Origin of the sequence: Bradyrhizobium sp. ISRA436 (assembly GCF_029910015.1) — a bacterium.
Taxonomy (GTDB): Bacteria; Pseudomonadota; Alphaproteobacteria; order Rhizobiales; family Xanthobacteraceae; genus Bradyrhizobium.
The window spans coordinates 7,486,244-7,509,779 of sequence record NZ_CP094519.1; the positions used below are offsets into that span (position 1 = coordinate 7,486,244).

Annotated in this window: 26 protein-coding genes and 1 pseudogene; 6 read left to right on the forward strand and 21 right to left on the reverse strand. The window is 64.0% G+C overall.

Annotated elements, in window-relative coordinates; translation table 11 throughout:
* Positions 1–224: 224 nt before the first annotated feature.
* Positions 225–1,487 carry a serine hydrolase domain-containing protein gene (locus MTX23_RS34770; RefSeq protein WP_280974575.1) on the reverse strand — a complete coding sequence of 421 codons (1,263 nt, stop codon included), beginning with the start codon at positions 1,485–1,487 and terminating at the stop codon, positions 225–227.
* A 174-nt stretch (positions 1,488–1,661) separates the two neighbouring features.
* On the opposite strand from MTX23_RS34770, the gene MTX23_RS34775 reads away from it, so the two are divergent.
* Positions 1,662–1,967 carry a hypothetical protein gene (locus tag MTX23_RS34775; protein WP_280974576.1) on the forward strand — a complete coding sequence of 102 codons (306 nt, stop codon included), beginning with the start codon at positions 1,662–1,664 and terminating at the stop codon, positions 1,965–1,967.
* Positions 1,968–2,157: 190 nt separating this feature from the next.
* Here MTX23_RS34775 and MTX23_RS34780 read toward each other — a convergent pair whose 3' ends face one another.
* The 12 genes and pseudogenes from MTX23_RS34780 to MTX23_RS34835 all read right to left on the reverse strand — a co-directional run bounded on the left by MTX23_RS34780 (position 2,158) and on the right by MTX23_RS34835 (position 9,567).
* Entirely contained in the window at positions 2,158–3,387 is a 1,230-nt protein-coding gene (locus tag MTX23_RS34780; protein WP_280974577.1) for a threonine ammonia-lyase, read from the reverse strand.
* A 68-nt stretch (positions 3,388–3,455) separates the two neighbouring features.
* On the reverse strand, positions 3,456–3,593 hold the full coding sequence (locus MTX23_RS34785; protein WP_280974578.1) for a hypothetical protein: 138 nt from the start codon (positions 3,591–3,593) through the stop codon (positions 3,456–3,458).
* 112 nt (positions 3,594–3,705) lie between these two features.
* A complete protein-coding gene (locus MTX23_RS34790) occupies positions 3,706–3,861 on the reverse strand; it encodes a response regulator (RefSeq protein WP_280974580.1) in 156 nt (51 codons plus the stop codon).
* Positions 3,862–3,988: 127 nt separating this feature from the next.
* On the reverse strand, positions 3,989–4,729 hold the full coding sequence (locus MTX23_RS34795) for a di-trans,poly-cis-decaprenylcistransferase (RefSeq protein ID WP_280974581.1): 741 nt from the start codon (positions 4,727–4,729) through the stop codon (positions 3,989–3,991).
* Between the two features lie 30 nt (positions 4,730–4,759).
* Entirely contained in the window at positions 4,760–5,140 is a 381-nt protein-coding gene (locus tag MTX23_RS34800) for a transcriptional regulator (protein ID WP_280974582.1), read from the reverse strand.
* Positions 5,127–5,744: a hypothetical protein gene (locus MTX23_RS34805; protein WP_280974584.1), complete on the reverse strand. Its 618-nt coding sequence runs from the start codon at positions 5,742–5,744 to the stop codon at positions 5,127–5,129. Before MTX23_RS34805 ends, MTX23_RS34800 begins: the two co-directional genes overlap by 14 nt.
* A 122-nt stretch (positions 5,745–5,866) precedes the next feature.
* On the reverse strand, positions 5,867–6,223 hold the full coding sequence (locus MTX23_RS34810) for a DUF1428 domain-containing protein (protein ID WP_280974585.1): 357 nt from the start codon (positions 6,221–6,223) through the stop codon (positions 5,867–5,869).
* Between the two features lie 163 nt (positions 6,224–6,386).
* Positions 6,387–7,124 carry a thioredoxin family protein gene (locus MTX23_RS34815; RefSeq protein WP_280974586.1) on the reverse strand — a complete coding sequence of 246 codons (738 nt, stop codon included), beginning with the start codon at positions 7,122–7,124 and terminating at the stop codon, positions 6,387–6,389.
* Positions 7,125–7,145: 21 nt separating this feature from the next.
* Positions 7,146–7,508: pseudogene (locus MTX23_RS34820) on the reverse strand (SRPBCC domain-containing protein); the annotation flags it as partial.
* Positions 7,493–7,942, reverse strand: coding sequence for a metalloregulator ArsR/SmtB family transcription factor (locus MTX23_RS34825; RefSeq protein ID WP_280974587.1), 450 nt, complete (start codon positions 7,940–7,942; stop codon positions 7,493–7,495). The pseudogene MTX23_RS34820 and the gene MTX23_RS34825, both read right to left, overlap by 16 nt.
* A gap of 157 nt (positions 7,943–8,099) precedes the next feature.
* Positions 8,100–8,336: a DUF3551 domain-containing protein gene (locus MTX23_RS34830; RefSeq protein WP_348637592.1), complete on the reverse strand. Its 237-nt coding sequence runs from the start codon at positions 8,334–8,336 to the stop codon at positions 8,100–8,102.
* Between the two features lie 259 nt (positions 8,337–8,595).
* Positions 8,596–9,567: a tripartite tricarboxylate transporter substrate binding protein gene (locus tag MTX23_RS34835; protein WP_280974589.1), complete on the reverse strand. Its 972-nt coding sequence runs from the start codon at positions 9,565–9,567 to the stop codon at positions 8,596–8,598.
* Between the two features lie 149 nt (positions 9,568–9,716).
* Between MTX23_RS34835 and MTX23_RS34840 the strand changes: the two genes are divergently transcribed.
* Both MTX23_RS34840 and MTX23_RS34845 read left to right on the forward strand, forming a co-directional pair.
* Positions 9,717–10,127 carry a VOC family protein gene (locus MTX23_RS34840; RefSeq protein WP_280974590.1) on the forward strand — a complete coding sequence of 137 codons (411 nt, stop codon included), beginning with the start codon at positions 9,717–9,719 and terminating at the stop codon, positions 10,125–10,127.
* 239 nt (positions 10,128–10,366) lie between these two features.
* Entirely contained in the window at positions 10,367–11,947 is a 1,581-nt protein-coding gene (locus MTX23_RS34845) for an AMP-binding protein (RefSeq protein ID WP_280974591.1), read from the forward strand.
* A gap of 100 nt (positions 11,948–12,047) precedes the next feature.
* Here the strand turns inward: MTX23_RS34845 and MTX23_RS34850 are convergent, their stop codons facing one another.
* From MTX23_RS34850 to MTX23_RS34865, 4 genes are all read right to left on the reverse strand, one after another.
* Positions 12,048–13,337, reverse strand: coding sequence for a cytochrome P450 (locus MTX23_RS34850; RefSeq protein ID WP_280974592.1), 1,290 nt, complete (start codon positions 13,335–13,337; stop codon positions 12,048–12,050).
* Between the two features lie 256 nt (positions 13,338–13,593).
* Entirely contained in the window at positions 13,594–14,688 is a 1,095-nt protein-coding gene (locus tag MTX23_RS34855; protein WP_280974593.1) for an HD domain-containing phosphohydrolase, read from the reverse strand.
* Between the two features lie 207 nt (positions 14,689–14,895).
* The gene (locus MTX23_RS34860) at positions 14,896–17,181 is read right to left on the reverse strand and encodes a molybdopterin cofactor-binding domain-containing protein (protein ID WP_280974594.1); all 2,286 of its coding nucleotides are present in this window, start codon (positions 17,179–17,181) and stop codon (positions 14,896–14,898) included.
* Positions 17,178–17,669 carry a (2Fe-2S)-binding protein gene (locus tag MTX23_RS34865; protein WP_280974595.1) on the reverse strand — a complete coding sequence of 164 codons (492 nt, stop codon included), beginning with the start codon at positions 17,667–17,669 and terminating at the stop codon, positions 17,178–17,180. Before MTX23_RS34865 ends, MTX23_RS34860 begins: the two co-directional genes overlap by 4 nt.
* 306 nt (positions 17,670–17,975) lie before the next feature.
* Between MTX23_RS34865 and MTX23_RS34870 the strand changes: the two genes are divergently transcribed.
* Positions 17,976–18,764 (forward strand): alpha/beta fold hydrolase, encoded by a 789-nt coding sequence (locus tag MTX23_RS34870; RefSeq protein ID WP_280974596.1) that lies wholly within the window; start codon positions 17,976–17,978, stop codon positions 18,762–18,764.
* Here the strand turns inward: MTX23_RS34870 and MTX23_RS34875 are convergent.
* Complete coding sequence (locus MTX23_RS34875) at positions 18,730–18,912, reverse strand: hypothetical protein (RefSeq protein WP_280974597.1); 183 nt, start codon at positions 18,910–18,912, stop codon at positions 18,730–18,732. The two genes, MTX23_RS34870 and MTX23_RS34875, sit on opposite strands and share 35 nt — an antisense overlap.
* A gap of 49 nt (positions 18,913–18,961) precedes the next feature.
* Between MTX23_RS34875 and MTX23_RS34880 the strand changes: the two genes are divergently transcribed.
* Complete coding sequence (locus MTX23_RS34880) at positions 18,962–19,633, forward strand: dienelactone hydrolase family protein (RefSeq protein WP_280974598.1); 672 nt, start codon at positions 18,962–18,964, stop codon at positions 19,631–19,633.
* 110 nt (positions 19,634–19,743) lie between these two features.
* Here the strand turns inward: MTX23_RS34880 and MTX23_RS34885 are convergent, their stop codons facing one another.
* The 3 genes from MTX23_RS34885 to MTX23_RS34895 form a co-directional block, all read right to left on the reverse strand.
* The gene (locus MTX23_RS34885) at positions 19,744–20,478 is read right to left on the reverse strand and encodes a polysaccharide biosynthesis/export family protein (RefSeq protein ID WP_280978321.1); all 735 of its coding nucleotides are present in this window, start codon (positions 20,476–20,478) and stop codon (positions 19,744–19,746) included.
* A gap of 135 nt (positions 20,479–20,613) precedes the next feature.
* Positions 20,614–21,270 carry a peptide-methionine (S)-S-oxide reductase MsrA gene (gene msrA / locus MTX23_RS34890; protein ID WP_280974599.1) on the reverse strand — a complete coding sequence of 219 codons (657 nt, stop codon included), beginning with the start codon at positions 21,268–21,270 and terminating at the stop codon, positions 20,614–20,616.
* Positions 21,271–21,387: 117 nt separating this feature from the next.
* Positions 21,388–21,705 carry a hypothetical protein gene (locus tag MTX23_RS34895; RefSeq protein WP_280974600.1) on the reverse strand — a complete coding sequence of 106 codons (318 nt, stop codon included), beginning with the start codon at positions 21,703–21,705 and terminating at the stop codon, positions 21,388–21,390.
* 357 nt (positions 21,706–22,062) lie between these two features.
* On the opposite strand from MTX23_RS34895, the gene rpsT reads away from it, so the two are divergent.
* Positions 22,063–22,332, forward strand: a complete 270-nt coding sequence (rpsT, locus tag MTX23_RS34900) for a 30S ribosomal protein S20 (RefSeq protein ID WP_280974601.1) — start codon at positions 22,063–22,065, stop codon at positions 22,330–22,332.
* Positions 22,333–23,536: the final 1,204 nt, after the last annotated feature.

The following is a 23,536-nucleotide window of genomic DNA, read 5'->3' on the forward strand; positions in this document are numbered from 1 at the left end:
AGAGCACGGCGCGACCGCGATGGCCGATCGAAAGGCTCAGGTGGTGTTCAGGCGCGCCCGAAGAAAGCGGGACACGCGGCCGACGGCATCGGCCATGATGGGATCGTTATCCGCAAAGTCGTGTCCGCGACGAGGGCGAGGCTGTCAAGCAGGCTTCGTCGGCTCAGTGTTCGCATCGACACTTCGGTCCGACCGCGCAGTCCACGGCTGCGTCATCGGCTATATCACGTCGCAACGCGCGCGCGGTAGAGCGCATGCTCGAATGCCCGATAGGTCGAGAGCGCTCCGACATCCGCAAAGGGCAGGATCTGCATCATGATCACCGCAGCAATGCCGGATGCCGGATCGACCCAATAATAGGTGTTGTAGAGACCGGCCCAGGTCTGGCTGCCGGCCTTGCGGCCGCCTTCGACCGGATCGAGGTTGATCATGTGGCCGAGGCTCCAGCGCAACCGAACGCCCGGAAAGAAATCGACGTCGTTCGAGATCGTCGGATTGGTCGTCTTCATCACGCCTGCATCGAGATCGCCGATCTGGTTGGCCGCCATCAGAGCGACCGTCTGCGGCCGCAGGATCGATCGGCCGGCGAAGCTGCCGCCGTTCAGGAGCGCCCGCAACAGAGTGAGGTAGTCGGGCGCGGTGGAATAGATGCCACCGCCGCCCGAGAATGTTCTGGGCACCGTGTGCTTTTCCAGCGGCTGCGGCACCAGCATGCCATTGCTCTGGCGGACATGCAGATGCGCCTCGCGGCCGCGCTGCGGCTCGGTGATCGTGAAGCCGGTATCGTTCATGCCGAGCGGCTGGAGGATATGATCCTGGAAATAGCGGTCGAGCGGCAGCCCGCTCGCGATCTCCACCAGCCGGCCGACATGGTTGAGGCCGCCGCCATAGGCCCAGCGGCTGTCCGGATCGAACATCAGCACGCTGCGCGGCAGCGCCGGATCGGATCGCACGGCCTGCAGGTAGCGCACGACGCCGGCGTCCCATAGCGGATAGCTGAAGCCCGACGTATGCGACAGCAGGTTGCGCAGCGTGATCGGCCGTCGCGGCGGACGCAGCTGCGGGGTACCCTTGGCGTCGAATCCGGTAAGGACCTGGAGCGAGGCGAGCGCCGGGTCGACACGGGCTGCGGGCTCGTCCAGCTTCAGCCCGCCCCGCTCGACGAGTTGCAGCGCCGCGACCGAGGTCAGCAGCTTGACCATCGAGGCGATGCGAAACACGGTGTCGACGGACGTTTTCGCCGCTCCGCCCAGCGCGCGGCCGCCGAATGCCCCCTGATAGATCGTGGCCTGGGCGCTGGCGGCCATGGCGACGACACCGGGCACCGCCCCGCGATCGACCTGGGCCCGCAATACCGCATCGATGTCACGGACTTGCCGCAGGGCGTGGAGCGGCGCCGACCTCGCAAGGGACACATCTGTCATCGTGCCCGCGGCGGCCATCGCTGCCGTATGCATCACCACGTCGCGCCGACTGAACCGCGCCATCATCCGCGGGCCGCTCTCCTCTGGCCGGACGGTTATGCCGGAGCGGCCGGCCGGAGACAATGGTTGCGGCCGCCAAGGATCGCATGTTCAAACCGCGCCGGGTGCGCTAGTGATGGCGCCCTTCCCAGATCCGTGCGCCCTTCCGGCGCACGTCCAGTCAATGAGTGCATCTGAATGGCTGAAGCCGACCTCGACGCCGTCATCCGGCAAACCGCAAGAGCGCAGACCAAGGCCCTGATGGCGGCCGCCAAGAAACGCCAGGCCGTGTGGGTGGCACGCGCCGCCAAGGCCAAGGACAAAGACACCAAGGCGCACTTCCGCTTCATGGCGAAGAGCACCATGCTGAACGCAACGGCAACCGCCAAGCGGCTGCAGAACTCGGCCGAGAACGCCGCCGACGCCTATGCCCGCGCCATCAAGAAGGCGATGGAGGAGCCGCCGCCGGCGAAGAAGCCCGCGAAAAAGAAAGAGGACGCCTAGAATCGCATCATCACTGAGGCTGCAATGCCTCGTCGGCTCTCTGCCACCTCATCCTGATGAACTTGCGAAGCAAGTGTCTCGAAGGATGAGGCCCCCGGCCGGGCCTCATGGTTCGCTTGGCGATGCGAAGCATCGTCCAGAGACGGCGCCAAGGCGCCTCCTCACCATGAGGATCGAGGGTGCGGCGGGCCTAGGTCTCCCGCACGACAAATCCGGCGGCGCCGAGTCTGGCCAGCACGTCTTCCAGATGCGCGCGGTCGCGGGTCTCGATCACGAGCTCCAGCAGCGTTGCCTTTGCCGGCAGATCGGAGAAGGTCCGCTGATGCGAGACCTCGATGATATTGGCGCCGGCATCGGCGAGCAGGATCGACACCGCCGCGAGCTGCCCGGGCCGGTCGACGATATCGAGCGCAAGCTGTGTCAGCCGGCCTTCGCGCGCCAGCTCACGGGTCAATACCGAAGCGATCAGGCGCGTGTCGATATTGCCGCCGGTCAGCACGAGGCCGACCTTGCGGCCGGCAAAGCGCTCCGGTCCGGCGAGGACGGCGGCGAGCCCGGCCGCGCCGGCGCCTTCGACCACGGTCTTTTCGATCGAGATCAGCGTTGCGACCGCGCGCTCGATCTGGTCCTCGCTGACGAGCAGAATGTCGTCGACCAGAGCGCGGCAGATTTTGGTGGTGATCTGTCCCGGCGCCTTGACTGCGATGCCCTCGGCGAGCGTGTCGCCGCGCATCGGCAGCTGCTCGCCGCGGATAGCGTTGTACATCGATGGATAGAGCCGCGCCTGCACGCCGATGACCTGGATCGACGGCTTCAGCGCCTTCGCCGCGATCGCAATGCCCGAGATCAGCCCGCCGCCACCGATCGGCACCACCAGGACGTCGAGGTCGGGCACGGCCTCGAGCATCTCGAGCCCGATCGTGCCCTGGCCGGCAATGATCAGAGGATCGTCATAGGGATGGATCAGGATCAAGCCGTGCTCGGCGGCATACGACCCGACGAATGCGAAGCACTCCTCCAGCGTCTGCCCGGTGATGATGACCTCGGCGCCGTGACGCCTTGTGTTCTCGATCTTCACCATCGGCGTGCCGATCGGCATCACGATGGTGGCGGGAATGCCGAGCCGCTTCGCATGGTATGCCACGCCCTGGGCATGATTGCCGGCCGACATTGCGATCACGCCGCGCTTGCGCTCCTCGGGCGACAGCGCCTGCAGGCGGTTGAGCGCTCCGCGCTCCTTGAAGGTCGCGGTGAACTGCAGGTTCTCGAATTTGAGGAACAGGCGGCAGCCGCAGATCTCGCCGAGCGTGCGGCTTTCGTTGCACACCGTGACCATGACCGAGTCACGGATAACCGCGGCGGCGCGGCGCACGTCGGCGAGCGTCACGGCGGCTTGGGCACTGTCGAGATCTTGCGGCATCGGCTGGCTTCGCTTCGAACGTTTCGGAAAGCGAAGCCTACCGGGTTTCGAGGCCGAAAACGACCGCGCTATCGCCCGGTTAGCACTTCTTCCTCCAGCCTGACCGGCGGGGCCAGCTCGACCTCATCGCATTTCAGGCAGACCAGCGCGGTACGAAAATGCTTGTCGAGCGCAATGGTTCGCGTCCTGCCGCACTGGCAGCGCATCGGCTTATCCATGAGAGGTCGGCCCAGGTTCAAGATGCAAGTGAAGCGTCCGCTTAGCTAGCCCGGTCCGGTTAACCTAATATGACTTGCGGCTGAAAAAGTGTCGCCGGCCTCAAAAGAATCCCGGCCCGAGATCGAGGCCGTAGGTTGCCCTCAGAATCGCAACGAACAACACAGCCAGTGCGAGCAAGAAAAGATTTCGGATAACGGTGATTTGCAACGAATTCGCCGAAAACGCACGAACGATCGATTGAGCCAGAGCAGTCATTTGCGACCTCCAACGCCAGGCCTCGGATTTTGGTCGCGGCTGATGCGCCGAGGTTCAACGCTGAGAGAGCCCAACCCCCCGGGCCGGGCTTTTGCAGCAGCTATCGGGGCATGCGCGGCTTGCCGCGCTAGAGGTTCGGCACCGCTTCCGGCGCAATCGCCGTCAGCCCGCCGAAGCGGCGTTCGCGGCGATGGAAGGAGGCGAGCGCATCGGCGAGATCGTCTGCATCGAATTCGGGCCACATCCGCTCGGTGAAGTGCAACTCGGCATAGGCGCCCTCCCAGAGCAGGAAGTCCGACAGCCGCTTCTCGCCCGAGGTGCGGATGATCAGATCGACGTCGCGCAGGCCGGCCTCGTCGGTGATGAGATCGGCGAAAGTCTCGCGGCTGAGCTCACCGACGCTGGCCGCGCGTACCGCCGCGTTCAGGATCGCATCGCGTGCCGAATAATCGATCGCGATGCGAAGATGCAGTGTCGTGCCATTGGCAGTTGCGGCCTCGGCGCGCGCGATGGCGCTGGCGATGCCGTCGGGCAGCCGGTCACGCCGGCCGATCACGGTGAGGCGAACGCCGTTGCGCACCAGCGCTGCGACCTCGTTGGCGAGATAGAACCGCAGCAGCGCCATCAGCGCGGCGACTTCGGCCTTGGGACGGCGCCAATTGTCGCTCGAGAAGGCGTAGAGCGTCAGCGTTCCGACGCCCTGGTCCGGCGCGGCCTCGACCACGCGGCGGATGGCTTCCACCCCCGCCTCGTGTCCGCGCAGCCGCGACAGGCCGCGCCGCGTCGCCCAGCGGCCGTTGCCATCCATGATGATGCCGACATGCAGCCGGGCGGCGGGTTCCAGCTTGAGCGCGACGTTACTTTGCATCACAAAGTCTCCAGGCAAAAATGGGAACGGTCAGACCGTCTGGATACCGAGGCGACGAGGGGCGCCTTCGTCGGGACCAGCGGCTTTGGCTGCATCGCGCACCAGCTGTTCGAGCACGGCGAGATAGTCGAGGAAACGGCGGCGACCGGACTTGGTCAGGCGGCAGGTGGTGTGCGGGCGGTTGCCCTCATAGCCCTTGATGACGTCGACCAGGCCGGCCTCCTGCAGCACCTGCAGATGCCGGCTGAGATTGCCGTCGGTGAGGCGGCAAAGCTGCTTGAGATCGGCAAAGGCGAGCCCCTTCGGGTGCGCCATCAGCGAGGTCAGGAGGCCGAGCCGCGCCTTCTCGTGAATGACGCGGTCGAGGCCGTCATAGGCGAATGGCGCGCTGGCCGCGTCAGTCTTCGACATCAGTCTCTCCGGAGGCGAAATAAAGCAGCGCCGCGAGCACGAGCTGGCCGATCGCAAACGGCAGCCCCATCGTCCAGGGCGACAGCGCGTGGGTCTGACTTGCGATCAGAAGCACCGTGAAGCCCGACAGGAAATACCAGGCGCCGCCGAGCGCAATTGAGCGCGGCAGCGAACGAACCGAGGCGAACACGCCGAGACTGACGAGGACTTGCCACAGGCCGGGCAGCATCCACAGCGTCTCGGGCGCGAATTTCCATTGCAGGATCGCGAGCAGCACGCCGGCGATGGCAGCGGGAAGGAACTGCTCGATCGCCTGCTGGATCATCGCGTCCGCGAGGCCGGAGTGATGCCGCCGCGACCGCGCCTGCATCTCGATCCAGATCAGCACGGCAGAAACCAGCGCCGCGGCCGCCCAGCCGGCGAGGAACGCAATCGGATGACCGGTCGGATCGTCGAGCCAGAGATGCTGGGCGAGTGCGGTGATGAGCGCAATTCCGCCGGTGGCGGCAACAGTGGCGGGACCATAGCCGCGGAATGCAGTTCCCGCCGCAATCTGGCTACGAATCGCGAGGATATCTGCCAAGGCCTTGTCGAGGTCGCGCATCGGTTCACCCGAACTTTGTATCGCAAAGTATATGGATTGCCGACTAAAGGCAAGCTGGATCGCAACAGCGCGTCCATCAACATGTTTAACGGTTGGTTACCGCAAGAATGAGGCAGACCGCCTCATGCCTTCACCAGGCTGGCAAACCCGCCATAGATCATCCGCTTGACGTCAAACGGCGCAGTCTTTGGATCCATCGACGCCAGGCGAGGATCCGCCATCACCCTGGCGTTGGTCTTGTCGCGCTGCGCGCGCGACTTGTAGGTGATCCAGGCGAAGACCACGGTCTCGCCGGCCTTTAGTTTCACGCTTTGCGGAAACGACGTCAGCTTGCCCGGCTTGACGTCGTCGGCGACCCACTCGCGATAATCGAGCGCCCCGTATTCGCGCCAGACCTTGCCGGCCTTCTTCGACAGTTGCGCATGGGCCTTGAGCTTCTTCTTTGGCACGGCGACGATGAATCCATCGACGTAAGGCATTTCGGCGTTTCCTGCTGTGTGGTTGCACCATCATTGCGAGCGCCAGCGAAGCAATCCATCCTTCCATGGGCCGAAGAATGGATTGCTTCGTCGCTTCAGCGCAAAATTGCTTTGCAATTTTGTCGCGAGCTCCTCGCAATGACGGCGCGTGACGCGCGGCGCATCAACTATGACAGCAGGATGCCTGAACCGGTGACGGTTGATACTGGTCACGTAGCCGCACCCAATTCATCGGATAGGGCAATCCCTCCTCGTGACGCCCAAGCGGCGTCAGGTCGAGATAGTGATAGGCGGCGTTCATCATGTCGAGGCCGCGCGCGAAGGTGGAATAGGTGTGGAACACGTCGCCGGTCTCGTCGCGATAGAACACGCTGATCCCAGGCAGCTCATCTCCGTAGGGCGGCGTGGTTCCGAAGTTGTATTGAGCCTCGCCTCTGTCCATTTGCTCGCGGGTAAACGAGACGCCGTAGTCGTAGTTGAAGTCGTTATTGCCCGATGAGACCCAGTCGAAGGTCCAGCCCATCCGCTTCTTGAAGGCCTCGAGCTTGGCGAGCGGCGCGCGCGAGATCGCGACCATCGTGGTGTCGCGCGCGGCAAGGTGCGGCACCATGCGCTCGAAGCCGTCGACCCAGAACGAGCAGCTCTTGCAAGCTGCATCCCATTCGGGCGCAAACATCACATGCTGTACCACGAGCTGTGGCCTGCTCTTGAAGAGATCGCCGAGCGTCACCTTGCCGTTCGGCCCGTCGAAAACATAGTCCTTGTCGACCTTGACCCAGGGCAGCTCGCGCCGCTCCCGGCTGAGCGCTTCGCGCGCCCGTGTCAGCTCCTTCTCGCGGGCCATCAGGGCCTTGCGGGCTTCGATCCATTCGTTGCGGGAGACGATCTTGTGCTGATGCATCGGATGCTCCTTTGTTTGCTTTCAGGCGTCGACGAAGTTTTGCAGATTGCCAAGAAATTCGGTCCAGCCGCGCTGATGATTGTCGCGCGCCGTCTCATCGACGAACTGCGCGTGATGGAAGGTGAGCAGCGTGCCGCCGGCATCGGGCCTGATCGAGATCGTCACAACGGACTCGCGCTCCGGCGTCGAATGCCAGGCCCAGCTGAACACCAGCCGCTCGTTCGGCACCACCTCGCGATAGACGCCGCCGACCTCGTGATATTCGCCGTTCGACCCGGTGAAGCTGATGCGGTAGCGCCCGCCGACGCGGACATCGAGATCCGCGCGTGTCGTGCCGGGCTTGACCTGCCCCGGCCCGAACCATTGCACTAGGTTTTCCGGCTCGGTCCACGCGGCGTAGACCTTTTCCGGCCGCGCGCGGAGACGTCGCGTGAGGGTGAGGCTTGGGCGCGCGCCGACGTCGGCGGTGACTGCGGATTTGTTGGCCATGGGTCGTTCTCCACAAAGGCGGCAAGGCGGTCGAGGTTATCGGACCAGAACTGCGCATAGCGATTGAGCCAGTTCATCGCCTGCTCCATCGGCCGTGCGGTGAGCCGGCACGCCACCGTGCGGCCGGTCTTTTCGCGCGCGATCAGACCGGCATCCGAGAGCACATCGAGATGCTTCATGATCGCGGGCAGCGACATCGCAAACGGCTGGGCCAGTTCGCTCACCGACAGGGTTTCCCGCTCGCCGAGCCTGGCCAGCAGGGCCCGGCGGGTCGGATCCGAAAGCGCCGCGAAGGTGCGGTCCAGCGTCTCGTCCTGATGCTTAACCATATAGTTTAGTATGACCGCATAGAGCGCGGCGTCAAGGCCTCGGCTTCACGATCGCGTCAAACGCGCCGGATCGTGGCGGGATCCATGTCAGGAATCGTCAACGACATGCAGCGCGCAGCGCGTTCGCGCGGCCCCGTGATCACATCACAACCGCATGTCAGTACGGACGAGCGTGCCGGCGATAATACCGGCGCGGCTCCGGCGGCTCGCGAAACAGGAAGCGCGGATTTTCCCCGCAATAAAGATAACGGCCGGACACGCTTGCGAGGCACTGCTCGTAAGTCCGGTAAGCGCATTCACCGGGATAGCCCAGGCTCGGGCCCTGCGCACACCACGGATAGTCGTAAGCATCGGCAGAAGCAGGACTGATGCTTGCGATACCGGTGAGCATCACTGCTCCCGCCACGAGCATTGCCAATCGCGATGTACGCATGATCCAACCTCCTCTCTCACGACGCCGCAAGAGATAGCGCGGCACACCGGATTAAGGTTCCTTTATGCCGATTTATTCCACTGCTGGCCAGCGCGAGAACGCTGCATCGGTTCGCAGCTCCGGCATGACGCAGGGGAATGCCGAGCCCGCGGTGCGGCAGGACTCGGCCCGATGGAAACGGCGACGCGTCAGCCGGGTCGTTGTGCGGCTCGTAAAGCGCCTACTCGACCTTCAAACCGGCGAACTGAACCACCTTCTGCCACTTGTCGGTCTCGGCCTTGATGTCGTTGCCGAAGGCTTCCGGCGTCTGAATCAAGGGGTCACCGCCGAGCTCGACCAGGCGCTTCTTCATCTCGGGCTCGGCGAGAACGGCGTTGATCTCGCTGTTGAGCTTGGCGATGTATTCCTTCGGTGTGTTCTTCGGCGCCCCCATGCCGAACAGCGCACTCGCTTCATAACCCTTTACCGTCTCGGCGATCGCCTGCACGTCGGGCAGTTGGGACGAACGCTCTGCCGTCGTCACGCCGAGCGCGCGCAGCGCGCCGGAGCGGACGTGCTGGATGATCGAGGGCATGTTGTCGAAGATCACCTGCACCTGACCGCCCAGCATGTCGGTGATCGCAGGCGCGGCACCGCGATAGGGCACGTGCTGCATCTTGCAGCCGGTCATCGACATGAACATCTCGCCGGAGAGATGCACCGACGTGCCGTTGCCGGAGGAGGCCATGTTGACCTTGCCGGGATTGGCCTTCACATAATCGATGAACTCGGCAACGTTCTTGGCGGGCACGTCCTTGTTGACCGTCATCACGTTCGGCACGCGGTTGAAGGATGCAATCGGCGCGATGTCGCGCACGAAGTTGAACTTCAGGTTCGCGTACAGCGAGGCGTTGATGTAGTTCGCCGGATTGACCAGAAACACGGTATAGCCGTCAGGCTCGGCGTTGATCGCGGCTTCGGTGCCGATGTTGTTGCCGGCGCCCGGCTTGTTCTCGATCACGAACTGCTGCCCGAGCTTCTCCGACAGCCGCTGCCCGATCAGACGCGCGATGATGTCGGTGGCGCCGCCCGGCGGATAGCCGACGATCCAGCGCACCGGCCGCGCCGGATAATCGGCTGCGGATGCACGGCCGATCGCAAATGTCGAAATTCCCGACCCGATCAGGCCCAGCGCGGCGCGGCGTGAAATCATGAAGTTTTCTCCCGATGCGACAGGGGTTGGCTCCCTGCCCGTTTCTGTTGAATTGCGTGCGCCGGGCTTTTAACAAACAATGTCTGATGCGGCCAGTGCGACACATGTGCAGGCGACCGCGACGAAAGGCTAAGCCGAAAGGATCGATCATGTCAGTCAAGGTCAATGCGCTCGACCACCTCGTGATCAACGTCACGGATGTCGTCCGTTCGGTTGCCTGGTACAGCAGGATCCTCGGCATGGAGGTGAAGGTGCTCGATCCCGGCAAGGGCAAGACACCGCGCACCTCGCTGGTGTTCGGCAACCAGAAGATCAATGTGCGGCCGCGCGATGCCGACAAGGTCGAATGGTTCACCGCCGATCACGCGACGGCCGGCAGCGACGACCTCTGCTTCCTCACCGCGAGCACGCCCGAGGAGGTGGTCGCGCACCTCAAGGCCAATGGCGTCAGGATCGAGGAAGGTCCGGTGGCCAAGCAGGGCGCGCGCGGCACGCTGCGCTCGGTCTATTGCCGCGACCCGGACGGCAGCCTGATCGAGATCTCGTCGTATGAGGACTGACGCGGCTTGACCTCTCCACGTCATTGCGAGGAGCGAAGCGACGAAGCAATCCATACTTCCGGTGAGGAGGTATGGATTGCTTTGCGGAGCCTGTCATCGGGCGCGCATTCGCGCGACCCGTTGGCTCGCAATGACGGGAACGACGGACGCCCGCAATCCCGATTTGCGCGCTACCTCTTCCAATGGCAGAAAGACTCCGACAACAAGCAAGCAGCCACTGAAGCTGCGCGGGAGGACACATGACCAATGCGAAGCCAGCGCCAGGTATCGTGGGACCGTTCGCGGGGCTCGACGTGCCATGGCTGCTGAAGATGCGCGCCGAGCGGCGCCGCGATCACCCGTTCCTGATCTGGGCCCCGTTCGACGCGCCGGCGCGGCGCTGGAGCTACGGCGAATTCCATGAGCGTGTCGGCGCGCTGGCCGCCGGCCTCGCCAAACGTGGCATCAGGCAGGGCGACTACGTCCTGATCCATCTCGACAATTGCATCGAGGCCGTTCTGTCATGGTTCGCCTGCGTCGAGCTCGGCGCCATCGCCGTCACCACCAACACCCGCTCGGCAGCCGCCGAGATGGAGTATTTCGCGGGCCATTGCGACGCGGTCGCAGCCATCACCCAGCCGGCCTATGCCGAACTGGTCGCCGCCAACTGCAAGGGCCTGCGCTGGATCGCCGTGATCGCGCACGACGCGGGGCAACCACCCGCGCAGGCGCCCGCACGCGGCGACAGCTTTGAATCGCTGTTTGCAGACAGCGCCGACCGGCCGCGACGCGCGACCGATCCGCTGGCGCCGTGCAGCGTGCAATATACCTCCGGCACGACGTCGCGGCCGAAGGCGGTGCTGTGGACGCATGCGAACGCGCTGTGGGGCGCCAAGATCAACGCGGCGCATCAGGACCTGCACGCAACGGACGTGCACCAGACCTATCTGCCGCTGTTCCACACCAATGCGCTGGCCTATTCGATGCTGCCGACGCTGTGGGTCGGCGGCACCTGCGTGATCCAGCCGCGCTTCTCGGCCAGCCGCTTCTGGCCGGTGGCACTGGAGCACGGCTGCACCTGGACCTCGACGATCCCGTTCTGCATGAAGGCGCTGCTGGAGCACGAGATCCCGCAGAATCACAAGTTCCGGCTCTGGGGCACCGCGGTGAACGAGCCGCCGCCATTCGCCGTGTTCGGCGTCAAGATCATCGGCTGGTGGGGCATGACCGAGACCATCACCCACGGCATCATCGGTGAGGTCGACCAGCCCAACACGCCGATGTCAATCGGCCGCGCTGCGCCGGAATACGAGATCCGCATCGTCAATGACGACGGCACGCCGGCCCGCGTCGGCGAGACCGGCAACCTGCTGATCAAGGGCATTCCCGGCCTGTCGCTGTTCGCCGAATATCTGCACAACGAGAAGGCCACGCGCGAGAGCTTCGACGAGCACGGCTATTTCATCACCGGCGACCGCGTCACCCTGCTCGACCGCGGCTACATCAAGTTCGGCGACCGCGCCAAGGACATGCTCAAGGTCGGCGGCGAGAATGTCGCGGCGTCCGAGATCGAGCAGGTGATCGCCGTGGTACCGGGCGTGCGCGAGGCCGCGGTCGTGGCGAAGAAGCATCCGATGCTGGACGAGGTGCCGGTCGTCTTCATCATCCCGCAGGCCGGCGTCGCCGCATTGCCAGCCGACCTGCACGACAACGTCATGGCCGCCTGCCGTTCGGGACTCGCCGACTTCAAAGTGCCCAGAGAAATCCGCTTCGTCGACGAGATGCCGCGCTCGACGCTGGAGAAAGTCGCGAAGGCGGAGCTGCGGAAGATGCTGGAGTAGCCGCCTCCGCCATTGCGAGCGAAGCGAAGCAATCCATGGTTCAACGCATGCGGGACGATGGATTGCTTCGTCGCTTCGGCCCTCGCAATGACGTGAAATCTCAATTCATCTCGAATCGGATCGGCAGCTTCTTCGGCCCATTCACAAAATAAGCCTGCGTCATCTTCACCTCGCCATCGAGCGAGAGCGACTTCAGCTGCGGCAGCAGCTCCTCGAACAGGATGCGCATCTCGAGCTTTGCCAGATACTGGCCGAGACAGAGATGCGCGCCGTAACCGAAGGCGACGTGGCGGTTGGGCTTGCGGTCGCTGCGGAAGCGATAGGGATCCTCGAACACCTCCTCGTCGCGATTGCCCGAGGCGTAGCACAGCATCAGCCAGTCGCCCTTCGCGATTCTGCGGCCGCCCAGCTCGGTGTCCGCGGTCGCCGAGCGCATGAAATGCTTGACCGGCGTCATCCAGCGGATCGCCTCGTCGACCAGGCCCGGGATCAATTCCGGATTGGCTTTGACCTTGGCAAACTCGGCCGGATCTTCCGCCAGCGCCCAGACCGCGCCAGCGGTCGAGGACGAGGTGGTGTCGTGGCCCGCGGTCGCGACGATCATGTAATAGCTGGTCGCGTCGTGCTCGGGCATGTAGTCGCCACCGATCTTCGCGTTGGCGATCACGGTGGCGAGATCGTCGCGCGGGTTGCGGCGACGATCCTCGGTGATCTTGCGGAAATAGGCGGAGAAGTCGCCGACCACCGCCTGCATCATCATCGAAAACTGCTCCGCGCTCAGCGCCTCCCGGCTGCGCGCCGTGTCGGGATCCTGCGGGCCGAACAGCTCCTGGGTCAGCTTGAGCATCCGCGGCTCATCCGCCTCGGGCACGCCGAGGATCTCCATGATGACATGCAAGGGATAGCCGAGCGCGACGTCCGCGACGAAATCGCAGGCGCCGCCCTTGGCCAGCATGCGCTGCACCGTGGCCCGCGCAATCTCGCGGACCCGCCCTTCGAACTTGCCGAGATTGGCCGGCATGAACCAGCCCTGCGTCAGCGCGCGGTACTTCGGATGGTCGGGCGCGTCCATCTGCACCAGCGAGCGCACCAGATTGGGGCCGCCAGTGATCTTGCGGACCCGCTCCTCGACCGCCTGATTTGTCAGCGTCGTCGGGCGGTCGGCATTGTGGAACAATTCGTTCTGCCGGCTGATCGCCTGGATATGCGCGTGCTTGGTGACGACCCAGAACGGATCGAACCGGTCCGGCCGGGCAATGCCGAGCGGATTGTTGGCGCGCAGCCAGCGATAGCTGTCATGGATCCGGTGATCGGCATAGGCGACGGGATCGACGAGGGTCGCCGCGATGTCGGCGGGAATGTCGAGACTTCCGGTTGCTGTCGTATTCATGGGTCGCCCTCGCCGGTGGCCGCCTGTCAGGGACGCTGATCTTCACCGACATCTAGGCGGTGGCAAGGCCAGGGACTTGCGTTGAATGGCCAGAGCGCGATCCGGAAAGTGTGAAGCGGTTTTCCCTCGCGACAAACGCGGAACGCGTTTGCGCGGAGATCATGCTCAAACGGCAGCTAGAGCGCGATGACGATTCAACGCGCAATCTCATCGCGCTTCAGCGCCAGGCCGTCGTTCGGGAGCGACGGCGGATCGCTTAGTAATGCCCGAACGCCACCGGGCGGAACGCCTGCAGCAATTGCTGATCGAGCTTGCCGCCCATGTCCTCCATCATGGAGAACGCCTTGGCGTGGGTGAATTGCAGCCGGTAGGCGCGCTTCTCCACCAGCGCGGCATAGACATCGACGATCGTGGTGACGCGGACGATGTCGCTGATCTGGTCGCCGCTGAGGCCGTTGGGATAACCGGTGCCATCGAGGAATTCGTGATGGTGCAGGATCACGTCGAGCATTTCCGGCGGGAAGCCGCCCTGCGCGGCCAGCGCCTCGTAGCCGCGGCGCGGATGCTCGCGCATCTCCGCCATTTCCTCGGCCGTCAGCGCGCCGGGCTTGTCGAGCAGTGCCACCGGAATGAAGGCCTTGCCGACATCGTGCAGCAGGGCGGCACGGGCAAGCCGCCGCTGATCGTCCTCGCGCATGTCGAGATGCTGGGCGAACGCCACCGCAAAGCCGGTCACGAACAGGCAGTGACGGTAGGTCTCCTGGTGATGGCAGCCGACCGCGGTCAGCCATTCGCGCAGCGAGTTGTGCTTGATCGCCTTGAGGATCTTGCTTTCGGCGGCGACGATGTCGTCGAATTTCAGCGGCTCGCCGGCGCGCATCCGCTCGAAGATCTTGACCATCACGCCGTGCGCCGCCTCGACGCCGCGGTTGAGCGCCTTGCCGCGGTCGGTCTCGTCGTAGCCGCTGTTATCGGGGAATGCGGCGCGGATGCGCTGCAGGATGCCGCGCGCATCGAACGGCCGCGAGATCGTGTCGGTGGCGCCGAGCGCCCAGGCCTGCATCGAGGCGTGGTGCAGCGAGTCTGCCAGCACGAACAGCCGCGGCATCTCGCGATAGGCCTCGCCCTGCAGCTTGGCGCGCACGAGCTGCACACTCTCCGGCGAGCGGAGGTTGATGTCGACCACGATGCCGGAGAGATCGCCGGCCGGGCGCTCGGGAATTTCCGAGGTCGGGATAGTATCGACCTCTCCCACCGACCGCAGGATGCTGGCGAGTTCGTTGCTCTGATCGCTTCTATCAGACGCCAGCAGCAAACGGCGCTTCGAAGTCTTGTTGGCTAAGGCAGTCATGGATTCCCCGTCGCGGTAACGACCGACGGCCAAGGCTACCCGACGAGATATTCCCTCCGACTTAATGGGGATGCTGAACGGTGATTGAGCGCAATGGCTACAATTTGAAGGACCACATCATCCGGCAACAGAATCAGCGCGGGCGCACAAGGAAAATCCGCAGAGAAGGTTCTCGGCGGATTTTCTTTTTTGGGTGGCTGACGAGCCTTATGCCTTCATCGCCGCCTTCACCGCCTCCGCGGAGATCGGCAGGCCGCGGACGCGGGCACCGACCGCGTTGAAGACGGCGTTGCCGATCGCCGGCGCCACCACCGTCACCGCGGGCTCGCCGACGCCGGTCGCCCTTTCACCATTGGCGATGACGTTGACTGCGACTTCGGGCAGCTGACTCATCCGCAGCGGCGTGTAGCTGTCGAAGTTGGTCTGCTCGATGCCGCCGTCCTTCAACGTCGCCTTCTCGAACAGCGCAAGCGACATGCCCCACAGCGCCGCGCCCTCGACCTGGGCACGGATGCCGTCGGGATTCACCTGCGTGCCGACGTCGGTTGCGACCGTCAGCTTCTTCACCGTCACCTCGCCCGACGGCGCCACCGCGACGTGGGCGACGCAGGCGGTCCAGCTGGCGGTGGCACGTTCCTGCGACGACACACAGGCCACGCCCATGCCTTCGCCCTTCGGCAGCTTCTTGGTGCCGTAGCCGGCAAGGCCCATCGCGGCGAGCAGAGTGTTACGCAACCGCTGCGCGCCGCCATCGTTCTTGCCCTTGCCGTCGAGCAGTTCGACCCGGAACAGGGCCGGATCCTTGCCGGTCGCATGCGCGATCTCGTCGATCATGCTTTCGACCGCCCAGAAGGTCCAACCCGGGGCCACCGAGCGAAGCTGACCGGACGGGGTGGCGTTGTGCGCCATCTCGTTCTTGATCGCCCGCACATAGTGGTTGGGCACGGTGTAGAAGAAGTCCGCGCCATTGACCGTGAAGGCGTCGAGCGGCCCCTTCTTGTCGACCGAGGGCGACAGGAAATCGGGGATTCCCCACCGCGCGGTCGGCCAGGCCGAGACCACGTCGTGGCTGAGCGCGACGAGCTTGCCGTCGCCGTCCATGCCGGCCTTGATCTTCTGGTAGGTGAGCGGACGCGAGAAATCCATCGTCATGTCGTTCTCGCGCGAGTAGATCACCTTGACCGGCTTGCCGACGGCCTTCGCCGCCTGCACCGCGGGCACCATCATGTCGGCGTCGAGACGCCGGCCGAAGCCGCCGCCCAGCCACATCTGATGCATCACGACATATTTCGGATCGATCCCGGCCGCGCCCGCGGCGATCGCCCCGGTGCGTGTCGCGAACTGGTTGCCGGAATAGACGTGCAGGATGTCGCCCTTGAACTCGGCCGTCGCGTTCATGGGCTCCATCGGACAGTGGATATTGATGTTGGTGGTGTATTCCGCCTCCATCACCTTGGCCGCCGAGCCGAACACTGCATCCGGATCCCCGTCCTTGACGAAGAACTGGCCGGAATCGCTGAGGCCCTGAAGCCGCTTGGCTTCGGTCAGCAACGACTCGCTCGACAGCTTCGCGTTCGGACCGCCGTCATAGTCGATCTTGAGCGCTGCCGCCGCCTTGCGGGCATTGGCATAGGTGTGGGCCACCGCGACCACCCAGCCGGTGGTCGTGCCGGTCTTGTCGTCGATCGTGACGGCCTTGATGAAGCCCGGCACCTTCTTGGCCGCGGAGTCGTCGACCGACTTCACGGTGGCGCCGTAGCGGACCGGCGGCGTGACCAGGGCGCCGTAGACCATGCCAGGCAGCATGACATCGATGCCGTACTTCGCGGTGCCGTTGGTCTTGTAGGGGATGTCAATCTGCGGCACCGAGACGCCGATCATCGTGTACTGCTCCGGCGATTTCAGCTTGATCGCCTTGAGGTCGTCAGCCGTGAAGGTCTTGGTCGCCTTGCCGCTCTTGACCACGTCGGCAAACGACATCGACTTCTTCGACTTCGGATGGCTGATCACGGAATCGCGGACCACCAGTTCGCCGGCCGGCACGCCCATCGCGCTTGCTGCGGCTTCGGTCAATGCGATGCGGCCCGCCGCGCCGGCGCGGCTCATCGCATCGAAGTTCATCATCGTCGACCAGCTGCCGCCGGTGATCTGCGCGCCCAGCACGGGATCGTTGAACTTGGGATCATTGGAGGCGAGCTGGACCCGCATGTCTTTCCAGTTCGCGCCGAGCTCCTCGGCCACGATCTGCGCCATGGTCGAGGCGATGTGCTGGCCCATATCGGCCTTGCCGCAGGTCACGGTGACGAGACCGTCGTGACCGATCGAGTACCAGACGGTCGGCTCGAAATGGGCGGGCGCCGCGGCAAGGGCCTGATCGATGCCGGGAACGGCGGCATAGCCGAGCACGAGGCCGGTTGCCGCGGTGCCGACCAGGAAGGAACGGCGGCTGAGGTCGGCGGATGTGCCTTGCGGAATTTTCACGTGGCTATTCATGTGGGCCTCCGCTCGCTTCCGGTGGCCGACGCGGTGCGCATCTCGGATGCCGCGCGCATGATCGCCTTCTGGATTCGTGAGTAGGTCATGCAACGGCAGAGATTGCCGTCCATATGCGCGACCACTTCATCCTTCGTCGGGTTGGAGTTCTTCGACAGCAAGGCTGCCGCCTGCATGATCTGGCCGGATTGGCAGTAACCGCATTGCGGGACCTGCTCGGCGATCCAGGCTTTCTGCAACGGGTGATCGCCCTTGGCGGAGAGCCCTTCGATGGTGACGATCTTCTTGCCCACGGCGTCGGCGACGGAGGTCTGGCAGGACCGCACCGCTTCGCCGTTGAGGTGGACCGTGCAAGCGCCACAGAGACCCGCGCCGCAACCGAACTTGGTGCCGGTCATCTGCAATTGCTCGCGGATGACCCATAGCAGCGGCGTGTCGTGTGCCGCCTCGACGGACATATTCCGTCCGTTGATATTGAGATTAGGCATCTCTCTCCCCTTCCGGTGCATGAAGCCGCTTACGGCGGCAACTCACTTTTTGGGTCGTGGCTGGCGCCCACCGGGTCAGCGACAGTTGCCGTGACAATGATCCGGTTACCGTCGGGAGGCAATTCAATTTGGAACTGTTCGAAGAGAATAGTTTTTTGAAGCGAACGATTGTGCGATGCGGCACAGACCTGTCACCGCGATGTCAATGACAGACCAGTTTGCCGGCATCCTCTGCCGTCTGCGCATTTCTCAACGGCGAATGGATCGCGTTAGGATCGGGCTGCCTTGGGAAATCGGGAAGCCATCATGCCAAAGCTCAATCGCGACGGGGTCAACATCCACTACGAGGTCTACGGCAGCGGCCCGCCGCTCATCCTCACCCACGGCTATTCGTCAACCTCGGCGATGTGGCAGGGCCAGATCGAGGCATTGTCGAAACACCACAAGCTGGTGTTGTGGGACATGCGCGGCCACGGCCTGTCAGACTATCCCGACGATCCCGCAAGCTACAGCGAGGCCCTGACGGTCGGCGACATCGCTGGTCTGCTCGATGCCGTCGACGCCGACAAGGCGATCGTCGGCGGCCTGTCGCTCGGCGGCTACATGTCGCTTGCCTTCCATCGCGCCCACCCGGAGCGGGTGCGGGCGCTCCTGATCATCGACACCGGCCCGGGCTTCAAGAAGGACGATGCGCGCGAGGTCTGGAACAAGCGCGCCCGCGACACCGGCGACCGGTTTGAACGCGAAGGGCTTGCGGTGCTGAAGTCGCTGAGCCCTGAGCGCTCGTCCGTGACGCATCGCAATGCCAAGGGTCTGGCGCTCGCCGCGCGCGGCATGCTGGCGCAACGCGATGCGCGGGTGATCGAATCCCTGCCCGACATCAAAGTGCCGTCGCTGGTCGTGGTCGGCGCCGACGATACGCCGTTCCTGGCCGCCTCCGACTACATGGCGGCGAAAATTTCGGGCGCGCGCAAGGTGGTGGTCCCGAACGCTGGCCACGCCGTCAACATCGATCAGCCGCAGGCCTTCATCGAAGCCGTGCTGCCGTTCCTGGACGGCCTTAAAGCTGACGCGCCGGGAAAGGCTGCATCGTGAAGGCGATCTTCGTTGCCTTGCTGCTGGCAGCCGGCGGCACGGCCGCCAGCGCCCAGAAGCTGCCGTCGTTCGGCGGCTCGGCCACGCCCTCGTTCGCCACAACGCGATCGAACAACAGGGGCGAGAACTGGATGTGGCGATAGCGCATCGCGCATCGCCAATCCCTCATGCAATCGCTAACCGAACAAGGACAACCCATGGGACAAGATATCAAGCTCAAGGCTTCGGATGGTTTTGAACTCGGCGCCTATCGTGCCGATCCCGCCGGTGCGCCCAAGGGCGCCATCGTCGTGATCCAGGAGATCTTCGGCGTCAATCATCACATCCGCTCGGTCTGCGACCGGCTGGCGAAGGAAGGTTATGTCGCCGTGGCGCCGTCGATCTTCGATCGCATCGAGCCGAACTTCCAGAGCGGCTATTCGCCGAACGAAATCGCCAACGCGCGGAAGTTCGTCGCCAATCCGGACTGGGCCGCCATGCTGCGCGACACCCAGGCCGCGGTCGACGCGGTGAAATCCGCCGGCCCGGTCGGCATCATCGGCTTCTGTCTCGGCGGCAGCGTCACCTATGCGGCCGCGACCAAGCTGTCCGGGCTTTCCGCTGCGGTCGGTTATTATGGCGGCGCCATCGTCCGCTTTGCCGACGACAAGCCGGCCGTGCCGACGCAATTGCATTTCGGCGAGAAGGACGCCGGCATTCCCCTGAGCGACGTCGAGACCATCAAGTCGAAGCGGCCCGAGGTCGAGATCTTCATCTATCCCGGCGCGCAGCACGGCTTCCATTGTGACGAGCGTGCAAGCTACGACAAGGCAAGTGCCGACATCGCCTGGCCGCGCAGCATGGCGTTCTTCGCGAAGCATTTGCGCTGAGTGTTATGCCGGGCGAAGCGCGTCTTCACACAGAAGACCCGGCAATCCATCTTCTCGGAAGACTTCGGCGGATGGATGCGCGGGTCAAGCCCGCGCATGACGAGTCGTGATCAGAACCAGCGCTCGTTGACGAACACGGTGTCGCCGGGGCCGATCGGGGTGCCGAGCGGCACCACGAACCGGCCGGAGCCGGACGCGTCGGTATGTGTCAAGGTGACGCTGTCGCGCTTGGCGCGGGGCGAGAAGCCGCCGGCGATCGCGACCGCGCTCTCCACGGTCATGTTAGGCACGTAGGGATATTGGCCGGGAGCGGCGACTTCGCCCAGGATGAAGAACGGGCGATAGGCCTCGATCTCGACCGCCACCGAAGGCTCGCGGATAAAGCCGTTGCGCAGCCGGCCAGTGATCTCGGCGGCGAGCCCGGCCGGGGTGCGGCCGCGTGCCGGCACCGTGCCGATCAGCGGCATCGTGATCGCACCGGCGGCGTCGATCGCATAGGTGTTGGTGAGGCCTTCCTGGCCGTAGACCACGACGCGCAGCCTGTCGCCGGCATCGAGATGATAAGCGTTGTCGTAGCGGGCCGGCCCTGATGGCGCGGCGTAGACGACCGGGGCGGCGGCCGGCGCGACATAGCCGCGAGCGGAACTTGCAAAGGCCGCACGCATCGCGCTGATGGCGCCGCCACCGCTCGCATCCGCGACCGGAGCCTGCGCATAGGTTTGCCCATAGGCGACGGAATCGAGACTCCCTTGCGGGCCGACGGCCACCGGGCCGGACGTGCTCATGCAGCCCGACAGCGCGAGCGCCGTCGTGATGACAGTGATCGGCAATCGTAACGCGCGCACAACCCGCACCGGACCCATCCCTCATAGCGAGACAGCCCCAGTCTTGCACTACTTATGGTTAACAAAGGGTTTTCGGGCGAGATCGAACGGAGAAACGGGAAGCCGAACCAGGCTTCCCGTCGATTCAGAGTGCGATCATGCGGTGAGGCCGACGCCGATCGGGCAGGACACGCCGGTGCCGCCGAGCCCGCAATAGCCCGCCGGATTCTTGGCAAGATATTGCTGGTGATAGTCCTCGGCGAAGTAGAACTCGCCGGCCGGCGCGATCTCGGTGGTGATGGCGCCGAGGCCCTTGGCGGCGAGCGCCTTCTGATACATCGCGCTGGATGCTTCCGCGGTTTTGCGCTGCGTATCGCTGAAGGTGTAGATCGCGGAGCGATACTGCGTGCCGATGTCGTTGCCCTGCCGCATGCCCTGGGTCGGGTTGTGGTTCTCCCAGAACGTTTTCAGAAGCTTCTCGTAGGACATCTTCGTCGGATCGAACACCACAAGCACCACTTCGGTGTGACCGGTCCGACCGGAGCAGACCTCTTCATAGGTCGGGTTCGGCGTGTGGCCCCCGGCATAGCCGACGGCGGTGGTGTAGATGCCGTCGCCAAGCTCCCAGAACTTGCGCTCCGCGCCCCAGAAGCAACCGAGCCCGAACACGGCCTGCTCGAGGCCTTGCGGATAAGGCGGCTTCAACTTGCTGCCGTTGACGAAATGGGTTGTCGCGGTCGGGATCGGCGTCGCGCGGCCCGGCAGCGCCTCGGCGGCGCTCGGCAACGCAGTGGTCTTGCGCATGAACAACATGGATCACCTCCAGGCAGGACATCGGCCGACGCGGCGAGGGCCTGCGGGCCGGCTACCAGCTATATATGTCCTTACGCTGGCGATGGCAGCCCCGTCACCCGCGGCTGCGATGGCGGCTCAGTCCCGCGTGTAGCCGATCAGCGGCTTGCGTGGCCGGAACAGGACCATCAGAAGAATGCCGGCAATGCCGAGCACCGCGAATACCGGCTGATCGAGGACGACCCTGATCACGCCATTCCAGAGCCACGGCGCGTGGCTCTCCACCCAGACGCGGAACGCCTGCTGGCTGGACTGGTGGATGTCATTCCAGAACTGGCCGAACCGGGTGAACCGCAGGCTCTGGTCGGCGACGTAGCGGGCGCCGTCATAGACCAGGAAGATGAATCCGCCGGCCAGCAGCACGAGGCCGATGAGACGGAAAAAACCGCGGATCATGCGTCACCCCAATTCCCTGTCGCGCCCCGAGCGTCGTCAGGCCTTACCGGGCGCCCCCCGGAAATTCAACCTCTTCAGGAGCTTATCCGGGCATCGCAAGCCCAATTTCGGGCCCTTTTTGGGCCCGGAAAGCGTTGACGCTGGGGGCTGCGACATCTATAAGACCGGCCGATGGCGGCGGGCGCAATCCTGCCGCCGCTGTTCTTTGGACAGTGCCGCATGTGGGGGCAGCGTTCCGCTCCCTGGCATGGCCGCCTCAAGAACACCCTTGGACAATACACCCGAGTAGAGATTTGAACCGGCCGGTGCGCGCGAGCCCGACCACCGAGCGATCACCGCCGAAGGACAGTTGAGACCATGGCCAATACCACTTCCGCCAAGAAGGCGACCCGCAAGATTGCCCGCCGCACCATCGTCAACAAGTCGCGTCGCACGCAGATGCGTGGCGCGGTTCGCACCGTCGAGGAGGCGATCAAGCGCGGCGACCGCGATGCAGCGTTGAAGGCGATGACGCGCGCCGAGCCCGAACTGATGAGGGCCGCGCAGAAGAACATCATTCACAAGAACAACGCGAGCCGGAAGGTGTCGCGTTTGTCGCACCAGATCGCGAAGCTCGCTGCGAAGTGAGCTGACCAAAAAACACATCTCTCACGAAGCCCGGCTCGCGCCGGGCTTTTTGTTTGTGTGCTGTAGAGTAGTTTCGTCACGCAAGAAGGATTGTGCTGCTGCGCAACCGAGCGCGCGTTGTGTTTCGTCGCATCCGTATTTTTACAGGTGCATTTGCTCGACGCGTTAAGCCTAAGCGCAAATCTTCTCACGCTACGCAAGGTAGACGGAATAGCCCGCGACATCCGCTTCGAAAAACTGCGGGACGGGAGTTACCCTGTAAAAGTAATCGTGAAAAATCACGCTTCGCGAATTACTTATGCACATAGTGCTGAGGAGCGATTGGAAAATCGACCACCGCAACAGCGAATGTAAATTTTCTATGAAAATTTTTTGGTATTACACCGCCGTCTGTGACACGCGCGATTCTGCGCGCGGATTCAAAAACTTGCTTTCGCAGTTTTGCATTTGCAGCTCCGCAACAGTCGCGAAGAGTCTTGGTCTCCGTCGAATCCACGGATTGTCAGGAAATCCGCTTGGTGTATTTGTTTGTTGTCCGCGACGCCCACGGCTCTCCAGATCAGCGCGGTTTGAGACCCAAGGGCGGACGTGCAAATCGGCGGCGGTGTGCGCGTTAGCGACGCTCTCCAAGCGAAGCTAGATTGACAACTCATAGCGATATGAGGACGGTCGACCTGTGTCAAAATTCCTCCAGCGAGGCAGCGGGATTTCCCGGACACCTCGAACAAGAGAGACCAGGAAAGATCGTCAGAGTCTGGCAGCTGGAACGCGAAGCGAGCGGACGGGTTGACGAGGAAGATACGCGGCGGCGCAGCGCCGGGCATTTCGGTGTTCGGTAGCGGCAACTGAATTTGAAGACACCAGCAAGCTGATGGCTTGCCGCGATACGTCGCGGCGGGAGGGGGAGGGCTTATGATTTACGGGATCATCACTGCAGTCGACAACGCGACCGCTGGAGTGCAGATTTCCAATGGTGTCGTAATCAACCCCTCGGACTCCGGCTCTGGCTCGCAGAGACCGTCGAGTACGCGCTGACCTCGCGAGACGCTTCTTCTCCAAACAGCTGATCTGACAGGTGACGCATTGTCGTCACACGGGAGGTCTTTGTCTGGAGCAGACAGCACCCGCTAGAGGTCGCGCCGTCGCAGGAAGCTGCGTGGCGCTTTCGCAACAAACATCTCTCAGACTTGGAAGTACGAAGGCA

Coding starts and splice junctions, on each gene's coding strand:
- MTX23_RS34770 (WP_280974575.1), bottom strand. CDS start 1,487: ATGGCGCGGTTCAGTCGGCGCGACGTGGTGATGCATACGGCAGCGATG.
- MTX23_RS34775 (WP_280974576.1), top strand. CDS start 1,662: ATGGCTGAAGCCGACCTCGACGCCGTCATCCGGCAAACCGCAAGAGCG.
- MTX23_RS34780 (WP_280974577.1), bottom strand. CDS start 3,387: ATGCCGCAAGATCTCGACAGTGCCCAAGCCGCCGTGACGCTCGCCGAC.
- MTX23_RS34785 (WP_280974578.1), bottom strand. CDS start 3,593: ATGCGCTGCCAGTGCGGCAGGACGCGAACCATTGCGCTCGACAAGCAT.
- MTX23_RS34790 (WP_280974580.1), bottom strand. CDS start 3,861: ATGACTGCTCTGGCTCAATCGATCGTTCGTGCGTTTTCGGCGAATTCG.
- MTX23_RS34795 (WP_280974581.1), bottom strand. CDS start 4,729: ATGCAAAGTAACGTCGCGCTCAAGCTGGAACCCGCCGCCCGGCTGCAT.
- MTX23_RS34800 (WP_280974582.1), bottom strand. CDS start 5,140: ATGTCGAAGACTGACGCGGCCAGCGCGCCATTCGCCTATGACGGCCTC.
- MTX23_RS34805 (WP_280974584.1), bottom strand. CDS start 5,744: ATGCGCGACCTCGACAAGGCCTTGGCAGATATCCTCGCGATTCGTAGC.
- MTX23_RS34810 (WP_280974585.1), bottom strand. CDS start 6,223: ATGCCTTACGTCGATGGATTCATCGTCGCCGTGCCAAAGAAGAAGCTC.
- MTX23_RS34815 (WP_280974586.1), bottom strand. CDS start 7,124: ATGCATCAGCACAAGATCGTCTCCCGCAACGAATGGATCGAAGCCCGC.
- MTX23_RS34825 (WP_280974587.1), bottom strand. CDS start 7,942: ATGGTTAAGCATCAGGACGAGACGCTGGACCGCACCTTCGCGGCGCTT.
- MTX23_RS34835 (WP_280974589.1), bottom strand. CDS start 9,567: ATGATTTCACGCCGCGCCGCGCTGGGCCTGATCGGGTCGGGAATTTCG.
- MTX23_RS34840 (WP_280974590.1), top strand. CDS start 9,717: ATGTCAGTCAAGGTCAATGCGCTCGACCACCTCGTGATCAACGTCACG.
- MTX23_RS34845 (WP_280974591.1), top strand. CDS start 10,367: ATGACCAATGCGAAGCCAGCGCCAGGTATCGTGGGACCGTTCGCGGGG.
- MTX23_RS34850 (WP_280974592.1), bottom strand. CDS start 13,337: ATGAATACGACAGCAACCGGAAGTCTCGACATTCCCGCCGACATCGCG.
- MTX23_RS34855 (WP_280974593.1), bottom strand. CDS start 14,688: ATGACTGCCTTAGCCAACAAGACTTCGAAGCGCCGTTTGCTGCTGGCG.
- MTX23_RS34860 (WP_280974594.1), bottom strand. CDS start 17,181: ATGAATAGCCACGTGAAAATTCCGCAAGGCACATCCGCCGACCTCAGC.
- MTX23_RS34865 (WP_280974595.1), bottom strand. CDS start 17,669: ATGCCTAATCTCAATATCAACGGACGGAATATGTCCGTCGAGGCGGCA.
- MTX23_RS34870 (WP_280974596.1), top strand. CDS start 17,976: ATGCCAAAGCTCAATCGCGACGGGGTCAACATCCACTACGAGGTCTAC.
- MTX23_RS34875 (WP_280974597.1), bottom strand. CDS start 18,912: ATGCGCTATCGCCACATCCAGTTCTCGCCCCTGTTGTTCGATCGCGTT.
- MTX23_RS34880 (WP_280974598.1), top strand. CDS start 18,962: ATGGGACAAGATATCAAGCTCAAGGCTTCGGATGGTTTTGAACTCGGC.
- msrA (WP_280974599.1), bottom strand. CDS start 21,270: ATGTTGTTCATGCGCAAGACCACTGCGTTGCCGAGCGCCGCCGAGGCG.
- MTX23_RS34895 (WP_280974600.1), bottom strand. CDS start 21,705: ATGATCCGCGGTTTTTTCCGTCTCATCGGCCTCGTGCTGCTGGCCGGC.
- rpsT (WP_280974601.1), top strand. CDS start 22,063: ATGGCCAATACCACTTCCGCCAAGAAGGCGACCCGCAAGATTGCCCGC.